Source organism: Gordonia sp. IITR100 (assembly GCF_002009645.1).
Taxonomy (GTDB): domain Bacteria; phylum Actinomycetota; class Actinomycetes; order Mycobacteriales; family Mycobacteriaceae; genus Gordonia; species Gordonia hongkongensis.
Genome location: NZ_MVKV01000017.1, coordinates 95,863 through 110,148 on the forward strand (window position 1 = coordinate 95,863; position 14,286 = coordinate 110,148).

Consider the following 14,286-nt stretch of genomic DNA (forward strand, 5'->3'; position numbering starts at 1 on the left):
ACGAACCGAGTCGAAGCCACCTCCCGGCCCCTCACACCTGCGCGGCGCTCTCCTTTTCCAGCACCGTGAACTCGGTCGCGTCGTCCTTCATGTCCGCGAGTCGCCCGTAGTGGATGCCGCTGCCGGCGTCGGACAGGACCGCCTGATGGATGGGGACGGCGACGCGCGGCGCCATCGCCCGGAGGTAGTCGACCGATTCGCTGAGTTTCATCCACGGCGCGGCCGACGGCAGCGCGAGAACATCGACATGCTCGAACGGAATGTAAAACGAGTCCCCCGGATGCATGAATTGGCCCGGCTGGTCGGCGGTCCCGAGGACATAGGCGACGTTGTCGATGACCGGGATCTCGGGATGGATGACGGCATGCCGGCCGCCGGTGAAACGCGCGGTGAGCGAACCGATCTCGATCTGGTCGCCGCTGCGGGCGGCCGTCCACGCGCCGGCCACGTCGTCGTCGTTGAGCTGCTTGGTCGTCTGGGGATCGGCGTAGAGGATCGCGTCGGGGTTCGCGGCGACGAGCTCGGGCAGCTTCGCGACGTCGCAGTGGTCAGGGTGCTGGTGGGTGATCAGGATCGCGTCGAGATCGTCGATGCCGTCGAACCCGTGCGAGAAATTCCCCGGATCGAAGAGCACCTTGGTCCCGTCGATCTCGACGAGCAGACAGGAATGGCCGAAGTGGGTGATCTGCATGACTCCACTGTGCCCGTTCACACGACGACCGGGAAGAACCCCCACCCGAACGCGGCGTCGAGGATTCGCACGAAACCGTAGGTCAGCCACACCCCCAGCAGGACGGCGCCGACGGGTCCGAGCACGCGGTCGCGCCAGCCGGCGAGCGGCGCCCCGCGACGGCGCACCAGGGTGACCGTCGCCGCGACGACGGTCACCGCGGTCAGCACCAGCACCACCGGACCGAAGGCATTGAAGGTGAACGCGGACCCGACGTCGCCGTGCATGAAGGCAACCCAGCTCCGGGTGAGTCCGCAGCCGGGACACGGAAGTCCGGTCATCAACGCGAACGGACACAGCGGCGGTCCGCTCTCCACACCACTCGGACTGAACACACACGCGGCGCCGAGCGCGGCGGCACCGACCACCGCGACGGTCGTCGCGCCCACCACCTCGCTGCCTGATAAGCCCTGTTCGCGGCGGTGATCGAGGGTCATGCGGCCAGCGTAGCGGGTGTGCGGAAAGGCGGTGTCGGGCAAGTGCGTGACAAACTTCTTACTCCGAAGTAAGGTACGGACTTACTACCGAGTAAGATAGGTCGCATCGACCCTCCACCCACACGTGGATCCACGCACAGACCCCCACCGGGGCGACTGGAAAGAAACGGCTGGTGATCATGACAACCCACACCGAACCACGCGACACCTCCGCAGTCGGCCGCAACCCGCACCCGCGCAACTTCATCGGCACCGCGATGCGCGTCCTGACCACGGTGACGGGTTCCGAGTTCGCCGAGAAGTACAAGATCCGCGAACCCATCAACCGCATCGCCTACCAGGGCACCAAGACCGGTTTCCAGACCCTCGGGGCGGCGAACCGCGCGTTCAAGGCCGCTCAGGGCGGCGGCTCCGGCCAGGCCAAGCGTCTCACCAGCACGCCCAAGGACTACTTCAACCTCACCCCCGACGACGAACAGCAGATGATCGCCGAGACGGTGAAGGAGTTCGCCACCGAGCTCCTGCGTCCGGCCGCACACGACGCCGACGCCGCCGCAGCGGCCCCCGAAGACCTGGTCAAGCGGTCCGCCGAGCTCGGCATCACCATGATCAACGTCCCCGAGGAGTTCGAGGGCGCCGCCTCCGAGCGCGGGGTCGTGACCAACGCGCTCGTCGCCGAGGCGATGGCCTACGGCGACATGGGCCTCGCGCTGCCGCTGCTCGCGCCGAGTGGTGTGGCCACCACCGTGACCAACTTCGGCACCGACGAGCAGCAGCGCACCTACCTGCCCGACTTCGCCGGGGAGAACGTGCCCCAGTCCGCGGTCGTCATCGCCGAGCCGCGTCCGCTGTTCGATGCCTTCTCGTTGAGCACCAAGGCAACTCGCGTGCCGAGCGGGTTCCGCCTCAACGGTGTCAAGTCCTTCGTCCCGGCCGCCGGCTCGTCGGAACTGTTCATCGTCGGCGCCCAGCTCGACGGCAAGCCGGCCCTCTTCATCGTCGAATCCGACAGCAAGGGCCTGATCGTCGAGGCCGACCCGGGCATGGGTGTGCGCGCCGCGGGCATGGGTCGTCTGCTGCTGCAGGACGTCGCCGTACCGGCGACCGCCATCATCGGCGGCGAGGCCGACGCCGCGACGTCGGCGTACCGCGACGTCGTTCGCCTGTCCCGGCTGGGCTGGTCGGCGCTGGCCGCGGGCACCGCACGCGCCGTCCTCGACTACGTGATCCCCTACGTCAACGAGCGTGAGGCCTTCGGCGAGCCGATCTCCAACCGCCAGGCGGTCGCGTTCATGGTCGCCAACATCGCCACCGAGGTCGACTCGATCCGCCTCGTGACGCTGCGCGGCGCCGCACGCGCCGAGCAGGGCCTGAGCTTCGCCCGCGAAGCCGCCCTCGCCCGCAAACTCACCATCGACAAGGGCCTGCAGATCGGCCTCGACGGCGTCCAGCTCCTCGGCGGCCACGGCTTCACCAAGGAGCACCCGGTCGAGCGCTGGTACCGCGACCTCCGCGGCGCCGGCATCGGCGAAGGCATCGTCGTCCTCTAGACCGCCTGTGACCCAAGGAAACTGACATGAGCATCAATCTCGAACTCCCGAAGAAGCTGCGAGTCACCGTCGACCAGGCCCATCAGGCGGCCGCGGAGATCTTCCGGCCCATCTCGCGCAAGTACGACCTGCGCGAGCACGACTACCCCGTCGAGCTCGACACCCTCGCCAGCCTGTACGACGGTCTGTCCGAGACCGGACAGGCCGGTGCGGGCGCCGACGGCGGACGTAGCCAACAGAAGAAAGACAAGCCCAAGGCCGAGGGCGCCGTGGTCAACGGCGGCAACATGCAGTCCGTCGTCAACGTGATGGAGACTTCCTGGGGCGATGTTGGCCTCATGCTCTCGATTCCCTACCAGGGACTGGGGAACTCGGCGATCGCCGCCGTCGCGACCGACGAGCAGCTCGAGCGCTTCGGCAAGGTGTGGGCGGCCATGGCCATCACCGAGCCCGGCTTCGGCTCCGATTCGGCCGCCGTGTCGACCACCGCCACCCTCGACGGCGACGAGTACGTCATCGACGGCGAGAAGATCTACGTGACAGCGGGATCGCGCGCCACCCACATCGTCGTCTGGGCGACCGTCGACAAGAGCGCCGGCCGCGCCGCCATCAAGAGCTTCGTGGTGCCGCGTACCCATCCGGGTGTCACCGTCGAACGCCTCGAGCACAAGCTGGGTATCAAGGTCTCCGACACGGCGGCGATCCGCTTCGAGAACTGCCGGATCCCGAAGGAGAACCTGCTCGGCTCACCCGAGGTCGACACCAGGAAGGGCTTCGGCGGGGTCATGCAGACCTTCGACAACACCCGTCCGCTGGTGGCCGGCATGGCCGTCGGCGTGACCCGTGCCGCGCTCGAGGAACTGCGCGCGATCCTCGACGAGGCCGGCATCGAGGTCGACTACGATCGGCCTGCCGCCGACCAGCACGCCGCCGCTGCCGAGTTCCTGCGCATGGAGGCGGATTTCGAGGCCGCGTACCTGCACACCATGCGGGCCGCCTGGATGGCCGACAACAAGCAGCCGAACTCGACCGAGGCGTCGATGTCCAAGGCGAAGGCAGGCCGCACCGCCACCGACGTCACCAACAAGGTCGTCGAACTCACCGGCACCCTCGGCTACTCGGAGCGGTTGCTGGTGGAGAAGTGGGCGCGCGACTCCAAGATCCTCGACATCTTCGAGGGGACGCAGCAGATCCAGAATCTGATCATCGCCCGGCGTGTGCTGAACAAGAGCAGCGCCGAACTCAAGTGATCATCTGACACAACGCCTCTCGGCCCCGCGACGGAGCTTCCGTCGCGGGGCCGAGTCGTTCGTGGGCCGGCGATCAGACGAGCCACACGACCCACACGGCGGCCGCGCACGCGAACACCGACGCGACGAGCGTTCCGACGGCGTACGCGGCGGACCGCCACCTGTCCTCCTGCTGCCCCAGCCGCACCGTCTCGAACGCAGCCGTGCTGAAAGTCGTGTAGCCACCGCAGAATCCGGTCCCGAGGACCAGCTGCCAGTCGTGCGGCGCCCCGTGGAAGACGACGAGACCGGCGAGCACACCCAGCAGTGCCGACCCGCTGACGTTGATCGCGAAGGTGCCCCAGGGCGTCGTCGACGGCCATCGGTGTCGAATAGCTCCGTCGACGACGAACCGGGTGACGGCACCGAGCGCTCCCGCCACCATCACGGCGAACGCGATCACGATCGTTCCCTCCGCCCGGCGATCGTCGATGCGACTGCGATCCCGCAACCCGCCGCGAGAACCCCCAGCACCACGCTCAGCACCGCATACATGGTTGCGGTCACGACCGCCGAAGCCCGTGTCAGTTCGGTGATCTCCAGCGCGAAGGTGCTGTAGGTGGTCAGCGCCCCACAGATGCCGGTGCCGCCGAAGAGACGGATGCGCTGGCGCCATCCGCCGTCGGGTCCCGAACGCATCAGCAACTCGAGCAACGCTCCCAGCACGAACGCGCCGGCGACGTTCACCCCGAAAGTGGCCCAGGGCCACTGCCCTTCGACGGCCGGGAACGAGTTCTCGGCCCACAGCCGGAGCCCGGTGCCGAGAATCCCGCCGGCGAACACCCAGGCGACGGCCTGCAGGCGCAGATGCACAGGGCGTTCGTCCGGATCGACCGGGAGTTCGCGGTGCTCGTCTCGGTGCACGCGCCAAGTCTCCGCTACGTGACCGACACGTACAACACGATCAGGTAGATCGGTACCAGCACGTCGAAGAAGAAGATGGGACCGGCGTTGCCCGCCTTGAAGTTCCGCCGGGTCACCATCTCCCGTACGTGCCCGACCGCGGCGCCCAGGTAGAACACCGAGAACGCGATGATGGTGGCGAGGGTGAACTCGTCACCGAAACCCGATGCGATCACGCCCAAGACACCCGTCGCCAGGCTGGCGAGCCCGACCTCCCATTGCCACGGCGTCTTCGGGGGCCACCCGATCGACTCGGCGATCGGCTCGCCGAAGAACATGTGTCCGCACCCGGTCATCCATCCCTGGACACCGATCATCCACAGCACTGAGTTCTCGAGCAGATCCCGGCCCAGGTCACCACCCGGGGTCGACGCGTCGACGATCGTGGTGATGATCGTGCCGACCAGCCCGACGAACGGCACCAGCCGGATCGCGGTGCGAAGCACACCATCGAGCATCGACTCAGCCCTCGAGTTGTGCGGCCAGCGCGGTCAGGACATCGGGGTCCTCGATGGTGGAGGGCACGGTGTACTCCTCGTGGTCGGCGATTTGCCGCATGGTCTTCCGGAGGATCTTGCCCGACCGCGTCTTCGGCAGCGCCGGCACCACCGTCACGTCGCGGAACGTCGCGACGGCCCCGATCTCGCCGCGCACCATGGCCACGAGTTCGGTGCGCAGTGTCTCGGCGTCGATGTCGACGCCGGACTTGAGCACCACGTATCCGCTGGGACGCTGGCCCTTCAGTTCGTCGTGGATCCCGATGACCGCGCACTCGGCCACCGCCGGGTGCGACGCCACCACTGCCTCGATACTGCCCGTCGAGAGCCGGTGTCCGGCAACGTTGATCACGTCGTCGGACCGGCCGAGAACGAACACGTAACCGTCGGCATCGACGTAACCGGAGTCGCCGGTCAGGTAGAAGCCGTCGAACGCCGACAGATACGACTTGCGGTACCGCTCCTCGTCGCGCCACAACCCGGCGAGGGTTCCGGGCGGCAGCGGCAGACCGATGACGATGTTGCCCTCCTCGTCCGGGCCCAGCGAATTGCCCTCGGCGTCGACGACCCCCACGCGGTAGCCGGGAACGGGGACCGTCGGCGAGCCCGCCTTGATCGGCATCGGTTCCAGGCCACGGAGATTCGCCGCAATCGCCCAACCGGTCTCGGTCTGCCACCAGTGGTCCACGACCGGGACACCGAGCACCTCCGATGCCCACGTGAACGTGTCCGGGTCGAGTCGCTCGCCCGCTGCGAACAACGTCTCGAGCGAGGACACGTCGTACTTGCTCAGTTCGGTGGCGTCCGGGTCCGCCTTGCGGATGGCGCGGATCGCGGTGGGTGCGGTGAACAACGCCTTCACCCCGTGTTCGCCGATGACACGCCAGAACGCGCCCGCGTCCGGGGTACCGACCGGCTTGCCCTCGTACATCACCGACGTCGCTCCGACGAGGAGGGGCCCGTACACGATGTAGGAGTGTCCGACGACCCACCCGACATCCGAGGCGGTCCACCACACGTCGCCGGCGGCGATGTCGTAGATGTTCGCCATCGACCATGTCAGGGCCACCGCATGCCCGCCGTTGTCGCGGACGACGCCCTTGGGCTTCCCGGTGGTCCCCGAGGTGTAGAGGATGTACAGCGGATCGGTAGCCTTGACCGCGACCGGCTCGACCGGATCGGCACCGGCGAGCACGTCGTCCCAGTCGAGCCAACCCTCGTGATCCGCTGCGACACCGCCGATCTCGGGACGGTCCTTGACGATGACGACGCGCGGGGGCGTCGCCGACAACTCGATGGCCTTGGCCACCATCGGCAGATACTCGACGACCCGGCCCGGTTCCAGACCGCCCGAGGCGGTGAGGACGGCGACGGGCTCGGCGTCGTCGATACGGGTCGCGAGCTCACGGGCGGCGAAACCGCCGAAGACCACCGAGTGCACCGCGCCGATCCGCGCGCACGCCAGCATCGCGACGGCCGCCTCGGGAATCATCGGCATGTAGATCACCACGCGATCTCCGTAACCGATCCCCTGCCCGGTGAGGACACCGGCGAATCGCGAGACCTCGTCGAGCAGTTCGGCGTAGGAGTACCGACGGACCTCGCCCACCATCGCCGAGTCCCAGATCAGCGCGGTCCGGTCGCCGTGCCCCGCCGACACGTGGCGATCGAGGGTGTTGGCACAGGTGTTCAGGGTCGCGTCCGGGAACCAGCGGTAGAGCGGGGCGGCAGAGTCGTCGAGCGCGGAGGTGGGTGGGGTGATCCATTCGACGCCGGTGGCGGCGTCGAGCCAGAAAGCCTCCCGATCGTCGGCTGCCCGTGTGAACGCTTCAATGTACCGGCCCATGGCCATCCCTTCGCCGTCGTCGGTGAGGGCACCGGTGTCGTCGGTGCCGCATCGCCCTTCGAGGGTATCGGGGTGACCGGGGACACCGTGTTCGATCCCGCGCCCGCACCGCCGGCGGGTCAGTAGAGGTACGGACGGAAGCTGTCCTCGGTGAACCGTTCGTTGCCCGCTTCGGGCATCACGCGCCGGGTGATCTCCGCGACCGAGGGCAGCGCGTCGGGTCGCCATGAGTCCGGCTTCCACAGATCGGACCGGAGAAACGCCTTGGGACAGTGGTAGAACACCTCGTCGACGGTGATCTCCACCGCGAGGATCGGCCGCTTACCGCTGACCGTGAGGTCGTCGAAGTAGTCGGCGTCCTCGACGATGCGGGCGCGGCCGTTGATCCGCAGCGTGTCCCCGCGACCGGGTACGACGAAGATGGTGCCCGCATTGGGGTTCCGGAGTATGTTCACGTAGCCGTCGACACGACGGTTGCCCGGCCGCTCGGGTATCGCGATGTGCCGGTCGTCGATGACGTGGACGACCTTGCCGGCCGGGTCGCCCTTGGGCGACACGTCGATCCGTCCGAGTTCGTCGGCCGTCGCCAGGAACACCATCGGCGACTCCGCGAGCCATTCCCGGTCGACGGCGGCGAGTGAGTTCCGCGCCTTGTCGCGGATGATCTCCATCGGATGGCCGACGATCTCCCGCAGCCTCGACTCGTCGGTGATGTGCATCTGCACATCGTGTCACGCGGCCGTTGCTACGCGGGTCGCGGTGCGGGCGCCGGCCAGGGGAAGGTCCAGGTGGTGTCGCGGACATCATCGACCCGCGCAGCCCGACGGCGCAGATGGACCGACCCGTCGGTGACGATCAGGGTGACGTCGGCGTCGAGTCGTCCGGCGAGACGTCGGGCGGTCCAGCCCGGACGTGTCCCACCGGTACCGATGACGACGGCGCCGGCCTCCACCCGTCGGGCTGCCCGGTGCAGGACCGTCGTCGGGTCGCCGACCTCGCTCATGGTCGACACCGTCCGTGCACCATGCCACCTCGCGAGTTCGGCGGCGGTCCGCAGGGTCTCGTCGACTCCCGCCTGACCGGAGAGCAGATAGGCCTCGTCCTTGAGGGCGTCGTGGAGCGTGGTGCTCGCTTCTTTCCGACGACGCCGCGTGGCGCAGATCAGGATCAGGTCGCCGGAATCGCCGAGCAGTCGAACGGCGACCTTCACCGCACGCAGTGAGGCGTCACTCCCGTCGACTCCGACGACGACCGGACGGCCGAACCCCGCGTGGCTCTTCACCGGTACGCCGCGCGCGTCGATCGGCCCGGCCAGGGCGGGATCTGTCGGCACTCGTCGGGTCCCGAGGCGCTCCCAGCGCCGGGGTCGTGTCCGCAGCGTGCTCATGATGTCCTCCTCGGTCGGCGATATCGGCTGCTCACAACGCTATGGAGACCATCGTCCCGAGTCGCCATCCCGCGGGTTGACCGGTTCTCCACCCCAGGGTGGACAGCCGAATCCACCGTGAGGCGGACGTTCGGCAGTTCTGCGGAACTATCCTGGAACGGTGACGGGCTTCACAGCGGAGATGGGCGCGGGGCTGCGCCGGCGGATCGAACGGGCGGGCGGCGACTACCCGCCGCTGTACCCCGCGGTGATCCTGTCGTCGAGCGTCGTGGTCACCCTGGTGTCGACGGCACAACGTTTCCCGTTCGATCAGATCGGGTGGGTGATCGCGGCGCTGGTCCTCGCCGTGCTCTCGCTGGTGCTCGACCTGACCCTGCCGCCGACCTCGTACCCGTGCTCTGCCGTGATCACCAGTACGGTCTGCTTCCTCATGGTCCCGACGCCCACCGACGCCGCCCCCCTCCAACTCGTCCTGGTGGCGGCGATCGCCGCCGCGATGTATCCCCTTCCCGCCGGACTGATCGTGACGGCGGCCTGCCTCGCCGTCATCGTGTGGTTCGGCGCCGTCGGCGGTCTCGAGTCACCGGCCATCTACGCGCTCGGCGTCGCGTGCGGTTGGCTGATCGGCTACATGATGCTGATCCAGAAGCGTCTGGCCGACAATCGGGCCCGGGTGCTCGCCGAGCGTGCCGACCGCGCCGCGAGTGACGAACGACAGCGGATCGCCCGCGAGATCCACGATGTCATCGCGCATTCCCTGTCGATCACCATGCTCAACGTCACCGGCGCCCGTCGCGTGCTCGAACAGGATCGTGACATCGAGGAGGCACTGGAGGCACTCTCCGACGCCGAACGCCAAGGCCGACAGGCAATGACCGAGATCCGCACCATCGTCCACGTACTGGGGACGACCGAGCCGACGGGAACGACGGCCCCGTCACCGGGCGCCGGAGACCTCGTCCGGCTCGTCGAGGACTACCGCAAGGCCGGCGTCGACATCGACTTCAGCCTCGTCGGCGACCTCACCGAGCTGCCACGTCCGGTCGGTGCGGCGCTGTATCGGATCACCCAGGAGTCCCTGGCCAACGTCGTCAAACACTCGGTGGCCAAGCAGGCCTCGGTCTCGGTGTCGGTGGCCGATGCAGTGGCTCTCACGGTCGAGAACCCGGCGACCGAGGATCGGCCTCGAGAATGCGACGGCACCGGTATCGAGGGAATGACCCAGCGCGCGGCACTGCTCGGCGGCACGCTCCGGACAGCGCATCGCGCAGGCACCTGGTCGGTCCACGCGACGCTGCCGTCGCGACCGCTCACCGCGGGGGTGCCCGCATGACGACGACCGCACCCACCGATCCCGCGGCCGACCCGATCCGGGTTCTCCTCGTCGACGACCAGGAGCTCATCCGTACGGGCCTGCGTCGCATCCTGCGCCTGCGCGACGGCTTCGACATCGTGGGTGAATGCGCGGACGGTTCCGGAGTCCTCGCGGGGATCGCCGAGCACCGGCCCGACATCGTCCTGATGGATCTGCGGATGCGCGACGTCGACGGCATCACCGCCACCACGATGGTCCGCACCCTGCGGGAGCCGCCGCCGGTGCTGATCCTGACCACCTTCGACGACGACGCCCTGTTGTCCCGCGCGCTGCGCGCCGGAGCTGCCGGATTCATCCTCAAGGATTCGCCGGCCGAGGCGCTCATCTGGGCGGTCCGCGCGGTGGTTCGCGACGGCGCTTTCCTCGACCCGGCGGTGACCGAACGCGTTCTCCACGGCTTCCGACGGTCGGGGCGTGAGCAGGTGAGCACCGTGCCCGGGCTCACCGACCGCGAGACCGATGTCCTCCGCCTGATCGCCCGCGGCCGCACCAACGCGGAAATCGGTGCGGCCCTCGGCATCTCGCAGGTGACCGTGAAGAGCCACATCAATCACATCTTCACGAAGCTCGACCTCCGCGACCGGGCGGCGGCGATCGTGTACGCCTTCGACCGTGGGCTCGTGGTCGCCGAGTACGACTGAGCCCGTGTAGATCAGTCGTGCACGGTGGCCTCGGGGGCGAGCACCTCGACGTCGACCCCGTCGACGAACCGGTACGGGCCCGCCACGAGCAGACCACCGAAGTGCTTGCGCAGACGGGACATCTCGGCCCGCACGGTGACCGTCCGGTCGTCGACGCCGAACAGGTGCATCGACATCTGGGCCGCGGTGACGCCGCCGGGCCGTCGCGCCAGGAGGGTGAGGATCTCGCCGTGCCGGGGCGAACAGCGATGGGTCCAGGCACCGCTCGCGCCTTCGACAGTGACCTCGACGTTTCGGACACCCGACGCGTCCGGCGGTACCCGCACGATCACCCGTGTGGTGGATACGTCCGAGGTCTCCGCGACGCGCACCAACCATCCGCCGGGCAACGCCTCGACGTCGCACTCCCCCAGCGCATTCACGAAGATCCGGCCGGGGCCGAGCCGCGGTGGCAGGATCAGTCGCGATCGCGGAGACACGGTGTCGACGGCGGCGACCCACCCGTCGGTGTCGACCGCCAACGCTGGGCCGGGCATGCGGGCGAGGATCGGCGCGGCCACCGCCCGCAACGAATCGAGTCGTCGGTGATGGCTCTCGCGTAGTTGCGATTCGGCCAGCCGGGCGACCGCATGCACCAGCGCCAAGGTGGTCGGATGGATGGTGGCGGCCGGACCACTCACATCGACCACCCCCAACATCTCACCGGTCCGCGGGTCCTTGATCGGTGCACCGGTACAGGTCCACGAATGATGACTGCGCACGAAGTGCTCGGCCGAGAACACCTGCACCGAACGACCTGACATCAGTGCCGTACCGATCGCGTTGGTCCCCACCGAGCCCTCGGCCCAGTCGGCACCCTCGACGAACCCGAGGGTGTCCGCGCGCGTGAGCACCCTCGACGATCCGCTCCGCCATAGCACGTGCCCATCGGCATCCGAGACGACCAGGATGTTGTCGCCATCGGCGATCAGCGAGTCGAGGCCACGTGCCAGCTCGTCCACGACCTCCGCCAGGCCGGAGCGTCGGCGGCGTTCCTCGAGCTCCTCGAGCTGAAGCGTCCGTTCCCCGGCACAGTCCACGTCCGGGTCGAGACCGGCACGCCGGAGTCGCTGCCACGAGTCGTCGATGACGCTCCGCGGACGCGCCGGCATGCGCCCGCCCGACATCGCCGCGTCGTGAACCGCGCTGAGAACGGACGCGAACTCGCGCGGATCGTCGCCGGCGTGCACCGCGGGCTCCAGCTCGGAGGCCGACTCGTAAGCGTTCATCTCTTCGATTGTGCGTCACGTCACAGACAACGACAACGTACCCCGGCCCTCGCAACCCCCTGCAACCCTTGCCGCCACCCGGCGCCAGGGCGTCTGCTGTCCACAACCCGCTGTGTTCCACATCACGTTCGCGGGGCACATCTCGAGGAGGCATCATGACTCAGACATTGGAACCGCTGGTCCATCTCGACCGCACCCCGCAGGAGCGGATGGACGCCTGGCTGCGTGAGTTCGAATCCGCACTCGCCGCACATGACATCGCCCGCGCGACGAACGCGTTTCTGACCGACAGCTACTGGCGCGACCTGACCGCATTCACCTGGAACATCAAGACGGTGGAGGGCCACGAGCAGATCGCCGACATGCTGACCGCGCGTCTCGCCGACACCCGGCCATCGAACTTCACCACCACCGAACCGGCTACCGACGACGGGGACGGTGTCGTCTCGGCGTTCATCGCGTTCGAGACCGCCGTCGGGCGGTGTGAGGGACACCTGCGCATCCGTCGCGACGACGACGGCACCGACGGTGGCGGGCGCGACGCCGGGGAGGACAAGGCCTGGACGCTGCTGACGACGATGCAGGAACTGAAGGGACACGAGGAGTCGGCCGGCCCGAATCGACCGCTCGGGGCGGTGCACGGTTCAGATCCCGACACCCGTTCCTGGGCGGAGAAGAAGGCCGACGAGGAATTGTCGCTCGGACGGTCGGCGCAACCGTACGTGCTCGTGATCGGCGGCGGGCAGGGCGGTATCGCGCTCGGCGCACGACTCCGCCAGCTCGGCGTGCCGTCGGTCGTCGTCGATCGCCATGACCGTCCCGGGGACCAGTGGCGCAAACGCTACAAGTCGCTGTGCCTGCACGACCCGGTTTGGTACGACCATCTCCCCTACCTGCCGTTCCCCGACAACTGGCCGGTCTTCGCACCCAAGGACAAGATCGGCGACTGGCTCGAGTTCTACACCAAGGTCATGGAGGTTCCGTACTGGAGTAAGACGACGTGTCTGTCCGCCGAGTACGACGAGGCCGAGTCACGGTGGACGGTTGAGGTCGACCGGGACGGTGAGCGCCTCACGCTCCATCCGACGCAGCTGGTCCTCGCGACCGGGATGTCCGGCAAACCTGCCGTCCCTTCGGTCCCCGGGCAGGATGTGTTCGCCGGCGAGCAACACCACTCGAGCGCACATCCCGGACCGGACGGCTACCTCGGCAAGAAGGTCGTCGTCATCGGCTCCAACAACTCCGCGCACGACATCTGCAAGGCGCTGGTGGACAACGGCGTCGACGCCACGATGGTGCAGCGCTCCTCGACCCACATCGTGAAATCCGACTCGCTGCGGTCGATCGCCCTCGGTTCCCTGTACAGCGAGGAGGCGGTCGCCTCCGGGATGACGACCAAGAAGGCCGATCTCACCTTCGCCTCGTTGCCCTACCGGATCATGCACCAGTTCCAGGTACCCGTGTATGACCAGATCCGCGAACAGGACAAGGAATTCTACGAACGACTCGAGGCGGCCGGCTTCGAGCTCGACTTCGGCGACGACGACTCCGGACTCTTCATGAAGTACCTACGCCGCGGGTCCGGCTACTACATCGACGTGGGCGCGAGCGAACTCATCGCCGACGGAACGATCAAGCTGGTCCACGGTCAATTGGACCACCTCACCGAGAATTCGGTGGTGCTCGCCGACGGGACCGAGATCGACGCCGACGTGGTCGTCTACGCCACGGGGTACGGATCGATGAACGGCTGGGCCGCCGACCTCATGGGACAGGAGGTCGCCGACCGTGTCGGAAAGGTGTGGGGACTCGGTTCCGAAACGACCAAGGACCCGGGCCCCTGGGAGGGCGAACAGCGGAACATGTGGAAGCCCACCCAGCAACCGGGCCTGTGGTTCCACGGCGGAAATCTGCACCAGTCGCGCCACTATTCGCTGTATCTCGCCCTACAGCTGAAGGCGCGATATGAAGGAATCCCCACGCCCGTATACGGCTTGGCGGACGTCCACCACCTGAGCTGATCACCAATGAGAAAGGCCCCGCAACCACGAGGGTTGCGGGGCCTTTCTGAAATTGTGTTCGGCGGTGTCCTACTCTCCCACACTGATTAGGGTGCAGTACCATTGGCGCTGGAGGGCTTAGCTTCCGGGTTCGGAATGGGGCCGGGCGTTTCCCCTCCGCTATAGCCGCCGTAACTTTGTGAAACAACTGTCACACAACAGTGTTTATTTTTCTGTTGTGTGTTGTTTCAGAAGTACATAGTGGATGCGAACACACCAAAACGGTGTTTGGTGATGTTGTGGGTGTTGTTGGTAAGTCCTCGGCCGATTAGTACCAGTCACCTGAACACATTGCTGTGCGTA

14 protein-coding genes and 1 rRNA gene are annotated in these 14,286 nt (G+C 67.6%); 5 read left to right on the forward strand and 10 right to left on the reverse strand.

What is annotated here, in order from left to right:
* Positions 1-31 precede the first annotated feature (31 nt).
* Both B1818_RS19555 and B1818_RS19560 read right to left on the reverse strand, forming a co-directional pair.
* Positions 32-691 (reverse strand): MBL fold metallo-hydrolase, encoded by a 660-nt coding sequence (locus B1818_RS19555; RefSeq protein ID WP_058253672.1) that lies wholly within the window; start codon positions 689-691, stop codon positions 32-34.
* Positions 692-708: 17 nt separating this feature from the next.
* Positions 709-1,167: a DUF2752 domain-containing protein gene (locus tag B1818_RS19560; protein WP_078113717.1), complete on the reverse strand. Its 459-nt coding sequence runs from the start codon at positions 1,165-1,167 to the stop codon at positions 709-711.
* Positions 1,168-1,346: 179 nt separating this feature from the next.
* On the opposite strand from B1818_RS19560, the gene B1818_RS19565 reads away from it, so the two are divergent.
* Together B1818_RS19565 and B1818_RS19570 are read left to right on the forward strand one after the other, a co-directional pair.
* Positions 1,347-2,717, forward strand: coding sequence for an acyl-CoA dehydrogenase family protein (locus B1818_RS19565; RefSeq protein WP_078113725.1), 1,371 nt, complete (start codon positions 1,347-1,349; stop codon positions 2,715-2,717).
* 26 nt (positions 2,718-2,743) lie between these two features.
* Entirely contained in the window at positions 2,744-3,967 is a 1,224-nt protein-coding gene (locus B1818_RS19570; protein WP_078113718.1) for an acyl-CoA dehydrogenase family protein, read from the forward strand.
* A 73-nt stretch (positions 3,968-4,040) separates the two neighbouring features.
* On the opposite strand, the gene crcB is transcribed toward B1818_RS19570, so the two are convergent.
* The 6 genes from crcB to B1818_RS19600 all read right to left on the reverse strand — a co-directional run bounded on the left by crcB (position 4,041) and on the right by B1818_RS19600 (position 8,639).
* The gene (gene crcB / locus B1818_RS19575; protein WP_175404384.1) at positions 4,041-4,409 is read right to left on the reverse strand and encodes a fluoride efflux transporter CrcB; all 369 of its coding nucleotides are present in this window, start codon (positions 4,407-4,409) and stop codon (positions 4,041-4,043) included.
* A complete protein-coding gene (locus tag B1818_RS19580) occupies positions 4,406-4,870 on the reverse strand; it encodes a CrcB family protein (protein ID WP_058253675.1) in 465 nt (154 codons plus the stop codon). The genes crcB and B1818_RS19580 overlap by 4 nt, the downstream gene beginning before the upstream one ends.
* 14 nt (positions 4,871-4,884) lie before the next feature.
* Positions 4,885-5,367 carry a DUF6790 family protein gene (locus B1818_RS19585; RefSeq protein WP_058253676.1) on the reverse strand — a complete coding sequence of 161 codons (483 nt, stop codon included), beginning with the start codon at positions 5,365-5,367 and terminating at the stop codon, positions 4,885-4,887.
* A 4-nt stretch (positions 5,368-5,371) separates the two neighbouring features.
* Positions 5,372-7,252 carry a propionyl-CoA synthetase gene (locus tag B1818_RS19590; RefSeq protein ID WP_058253688.1) on the reverse strand — a complete coding sequence of 627 codons (1,881 nt, stop codon included), beginning with the start codon at positions 7,250-7,252 and terminating at the stop codon, positions 5,372-5,374.
* A 119-nt stretch (positions 7,253-7,371) separates the two neighbouring features.
* Positions 7,372-7,971 carry an MSMEG_1061 family FMN-dependent PPOX-type flavoprotein gene (locus B1818_RS19595; protein WP_058253689.1) on the reverse strand — a complete coding sequence of 200 codons (600 nt, stop codon included), beginning with the start codon at positions 7,969-7,971 and terminating at the stop codon, positions 7,372-7,374.
* A gap of 26 nt (positions 7,972-7,997) precedes the next feature.
* Entirely contained in the window at positions 7,998-8,639 is a 642-nt protein-coding gene (locus B1818_RS19600; protein WP_058253677.1) for a universal stress protein, read from the reverse strand.
* A 160-nt stretch (positions 8,640-8,799) separates the two neighbouring features.
* Here B1818_RS19600 and B1818_RS19605 point away from each other — a divergent pair, with 160 nt between their 5' ends.
* Both B1818_RS19605 and B1818_RS19610 read left to right on the forward strand, forming a co-directional pair.
* Positions 8,800-9,972, forward strand: a complete 1,173-nt coding sequence (locus B1818_RS19605) for a sensor histidine kinase (RefSeq protein ID WP_231742661.1) — start codon at positions 8,800-8,802, stop codon at positions 9,970-9,972.
* Positions 9,969-10,655, forward strand: a complete 687-nt coding sequence (locus B1818_RS19610; protein ID WP_058253679.1) for a response regulator transcription factor — start codon at positions 9,969-9,971, stop codon at positions 10,653-10,655. Before B1818_RS19605 ends, B1818_RS19610 begins: the two co-directional genes overlap by 4 nt.
* 11 nt (positions 10,656-10,666) lie before the next feature.
* On the opposite strand, the gene B1818_RS19615 is transcribed toward B1818_RS19610, so the two are convergent.
* Entirely contained in the window at positions 10,667-11,923 is a 1,257-nt protein-coding gene (locus B1818_RS19615; RefSeq protein WP_058253680.1) for a helix-turn-helix domain-containing protein, read from the reverse strand.
* Between the two features lie 155 nt (positions 11,924-12,078).
* Here B1818_RS19615 and B1818_RS19620 point away from each other — a divergent pair, with 155 nt between their 5' ends.
* Positions 12,079-13,944 carry an NAD(P)/FAD-dependent oxidoreductase gene (locus B1818_RS19620; RefSeq protein WP_058253681.1) on the forward strand — a complete coding sequence of 622 codons (1,866 nt, stop codon included), beginning with the start codon at positions 12,079-12,081 and terminating at the stop codon, positions 13,942-13,944.
* Between the two features lie 56 nt (positions 13,945-14,000).
* Here the strand turns inward: B1818_RS19620 and rrf are convergent.
* Positions 14,001-14,117: ribosomal RNA gene (gene rrf, locus B1818_RS19625) — 5S ribosomal RNA — on the reverse strand.
* Positions 14,118-14,286 lie beyond the last annotated feature (169 nt).